3 protein-coding genes and 2 pseudogenes are annotated in these 3,761 nt (G+C 30.3%); 4 read left to right on the top strand and 1 reads right to left on the bottom strand.

Annotated features, from left to right (window positions below; all coding sequences use genetic code 11):
- Positions 1 to 12 precede the first annotated feature (12 nt).
- Positions 13 to 1,071: a DUF429 domain-containing protein gene (locus VIM70_RS20135; RefSeq protein WP_331947571.1), complete on the top strand. Its 1,059-nt coding sequence runs from the start codon at positions 13 to 15 to the stop codon at positions 1,069 to 1,071.
- Positions 1,072 to 1,195: 124 nt separating this feature from the next.
- On the opposite strand, the pseudogene VIM70_RS20130 reads toward VIM70_RS20135, so the two are convergent.
- Positions 1,196 to 1,324, bottom strand: a pseudogene (locus tag VIM70_RS20130) (ABC transporter permease); the annotation flags it as partial.
- A 745-nt stretch (positions 1,325 to 2,069) separates the two neighbouring features.
- Here VIM70_RS20130 and VIM70_RS20125 point away from each other — a divergent pair.
- From VIM70_RS20125 to VIM70_RS20115, 3 genes and pseudogenes are all read left to right on the top strand, one after another.
- Positions 2,070 to 2,615 carry a hypothetical protein gene (locus VIM70_RS20125; protein WP_331947570.1) on the top strand — a complete coding sequence of 182 codons (546 nt, stop codon included), beginning with the start codon at positions 2,070 to 2,072 and terminating at the stop codon, positions 2,613 to 2,615.
- A gap of 584 nt (positions 2,616 to 3,199) precedes the next feature.
- Positions 3,200 to 3,409: a hypothetical protein gene (locus tag VIM70_RS20120; protein WP_331947569.1), complete on the top strand. Its 210-nt coding sequence runs from the start codon at positions 3,200 to 3,202 to the stop codon at positions 3,407 to 3,409.
- A 131-nt stretch (positions 3,410 to 3,540) separates the two neighbouring features.
- Positions 3,541 to 3,761, top strand: a pseudogene (locus VIM70_RS20115) (IS4 family transposase); the annotation flags it as partial.

Raw genomic sequence — 3,761 nt, 5'->3', positions numbered from 1 at the left:
GAGGTGTAATTTGTGAACTTTATAGGTATTGATGTACATAAGGAAAAACTAACTGTTGCAAGTATAGATGAAAATCTAAATATAGAATTTATAAGAAATATCGCTGCTAATGATTTAGTTGATTATTTAAAAAATAATGAAACATCTGTAGTAGCGGTGGATGCTCCTTATAAATTGAACCATGGGTTTATGAATAATGATGAATATAGGATGGACTTGAATTGTAAACTAAAGGGACATTACAACAAAAAAGTGAGTGAGTATGAATTATCTAGAAGAGGAATAAATCCATTTTCTACACCAGGAAGCATGGATGAGATAACTGGATGGAAAGGTTGGATGAAAACAGGATTTAATCTCTACGCAAAGCTTGAGGAATTGGGATATAAGGAAATCATCAATAATAAATATAATCATGATATTCAAGGGTTTATAGAGGTATTTCCTCATGCCTGTTTTACAGCTTTATTAGGCTATATACCTTCACCAAAGGATACTGCAATGGGGTTAAAAGAAAGAATTGATATATTAGAAAACTCAGGTTTTAAAAGCATTGAAAAAATATTATATGGATGTGGAAAACACGAAAAAACAGATAAACTAGATGCGTTCGTAGCAGCATACACTGGTTATTTAGCTTATACGGGCAATGTTACTTTTATTGGTAATCTTAAAGAAGGTAAGATAGTTTTACCTACTAATTATTTTAAAGAGGCCTATAAGCGGTTAAAGAAATTAGAGATACCCATAGTTACATCTTCTCCAGTGTTAGAAGGTGAAAAGGATATAAGTAATCTATATGAGTATATAAATGTGGATAGTGTACTTTGGTTAAAATATTTTACTCCAATAAATAGTAGTCAACCCATTTATAATCTTATAGAAGGGAATTTAAATAATAGGTTTAAAGTTACTATAACTAATGATCAGAACCAAAATATAGAGGTTGAACTAGAACTTTTGAAAAATAGAAAAGATGGATTAAAGGTATGCATAGAGCATAGGGTAAAGTTAGCTGAGTTTTGGGGAAGCGATGGAGATAAAAAGAAGTATTTTATTTTAATGATATGAATTAATTAATTGTTGTTGGAAAACTTAATATGCAAATGATGATAATTGGAATCAAGTTACATAATTACCCAAGGGTCTGACCCCTTACAGAGATTGAAAGTGAAACAGACAAGCTCTGTTGCTAGTTATCCGTACCGGTTTGAATCACGCCACCAAGCACATAGACGAACAGCAGCATCGCTATCGGAGTGATGGTGACCGTGATGATGGTATCTATGCTTCGAAAAATATGGCGCATGGAACGTCCAAGCATAACGTCAAGATCGCTGAAAAAAGTGTTTCTTTATTAGCAAAACAAATTGTGGTTACAATTTGTTCATGTCCCCAGGGGGTTCTTATGAGCGAAGCGAATTTGCTAATTGTTGTTGGAAAACCTACATGCAAATGATGATAATTGGAATCAAGTTACATAATTACCCAAGGGTCTGACCCCTTACAGAGATTGGAAGTGAAACGGAAAGCTCTGTTGCTATTACAGAAATTGGTAACGAAGTGGACAAGTTCTGTTTGCTAATACATTCTACAAATTAGTTAAAGAATATGAAGAGAGCTGAAAAGTTCTCCTCATATTTGGGGACCCACAGTTTCTCCAATATTTTTAAATGATAAAATATAAAAAGATATGAAATGTAATGTAGAAAAGTAAAAAAATTAAAGCCTACAATAAAGTAAGCTTTAATTAATTCAACATAAATTTTATATTATTATATCCTTATGCAATCGATGAAAGTTGAATTAATTCAACCGTCAAAGATTGCTATCATCTTATCTCACAATAGTTATATTAAAAAGTGTTATGAGCATAACAATAGCAATAATTTTAAAAACAATCCTAATTATTGCCTTTTCCATATATTATATCCTCCTTGTTAAGGATATAAAAATTATATAATATTTTTCAATTGTAGTCAATACAAAAAATTTGATAATTATGGAATAAATCATAAAGGGTTTAGCCTATCTTTTATAGAAATTTAAGGAGAGAGGGGGATGAAAACATGAAAAATGTCATAGATGTAATTAAACTGATTATATCATCAGGAGTTTTCATAGCAGCAATAATAGGAGTTGTAAAATATTTTTATGAGAAAAACAGAGAGTTATATATTAGACGGTTAAATGAGGTATATGCTCCACTATTCAGCTACTTAATCAAACAAGAAACAGTAAGACAGTTATATTGTAAGCATATATTAATAAAAGATTCACCTATACTTACCATGACACGTACAATAGAAACAGTAAAAGGAACAGAGAAGATATTGATTATAGATAGAAATTTTTTTGTTGAAATACTCAGGGATACAAATAAAGGATTAATAAAGCCTAGATTATTGAAATTTCTGAGTGCATATGAAATATTAATCTTTTTAGAAGAGTCACTTGAAAATGGAAGCAAAGAATATGAAATAGCAACAACTAAAAAGGTTGAAGTAGAATATGAACTGTTTAAAGAAGTACAAATTGGTTACGAGGAAACTGTAAAAAAATTAAAGTTAGATGATGAGTTTGAAATTGATAATTTAGAGCAATTTATTATATGAAGCTAAGAGTCTACAAGAGAGCTCTTTTTTTATAAAAGTTTCTTTCTACTTTTATAGAAGTTTGAGGGAAGAGGTGGTGGTTGATTATGTATGAAGTGGAATGTAGTAGTAAGTTATAAGTTATTATATACTCACCTGAAAAAATTAATGTTACCAATCTTATAAAATGATAACATTTACATATTATACAAGAGGGTCGCACTAGAAACCTAATAAATGTAAAAGTAATTAGAAGTAATCTTATGAAAGACAGTATTTTTAATTTCCTTTTATGACTTATGCTACACTAAATGTGTAGTCTGTATTTACTTTTTTTAGGCGGCTGATACGACCCCGTTACAGGAATTGGTAACGAAGTGGACAAGTTCTGTTTGCTAATCCAATAAAACAAAATTATGGACACATACAAGCATTGAAAGAGATTTTAAATGACTTTGGAGGTATAAATTATATCTCAATAGTAGCTTTTACAACAAGGGCGGAGTTAAAAGTAACATCAAAAACGGATGTCGTGTACATTATAAATTTGCCTAAGACAATAAAAAAATATAATATTGAGAATATAACTGATTTAGTTAAAGAAGATGTATTATACAAAATTAATTTCTTTAAATGTTGATAGCAAAGAAACTAGAAAAACTCATGTAAAAGCAATTCACAGGACATTAGCTGAAAAAGATATTAAAGCTAATAGTGGTATCTGTCCTAAATGCGGAGGAAAGTTAGTATTAAGAAATGGTGTAGCAGTTTTCCTAAATGTAGGTTTATTGCAAAGTAACAGAGAAATTTGTTGATTGCACTTTTGATATTTGCAATATTTCACTTTAGGCACACTCTGATTCCTTTTTTTAGGATGCGGATCCGACCCCGTTACAGAAATTGGTAACGAAGTGAACAAGTTCTGTTTGCTAATAATCTAGGAGAGTTGTACAACCTTAATAAGATCGAAAAAATGGCTGAAAAAAATTTGTTTATCAGAAGAAAAGGAAAGGTTTCTGCTAAAAATTTTTTAAACCTATGCACTTTTATAGGTGAAGATTTATGTTCTTCGTCTTTATCGGATTTGTGTGCAAAATTAGAAGCTAATGAAAAGGTATCAATCTCCCCTCAAGCATTAAGCAAAAGATTTAATAAGGAAGCTGTGAA

The organism is Clostridium sp. (genome assembly GCF_036569345.1).
In the GTDB taxonomy this organism is placed as follows: domain Bacteria; phylum Bacillota; class Clostridia; order Clostridiales; family Clostridiaceae; genus Clostridium_AD.
This window is presented reverse-complemented; position numbering and strand designations above follow the sequence as displayed.

Coding starts and splice junctions, on each gene's coding strand:
- VIM70_RS20125 (WP_331947570.1), top strand. CDS start 2,070: ATGAAAAATGTCATAGATGTAATTAAACTGATTATATCATCAGGAGTT.
- VIM70_RS20120 (WP_331947569.1), top strand. CDS start 3,200: ATGTATTATACAAAATTAATTTCTTTAAATGTTGATAGCAAAGAAACT.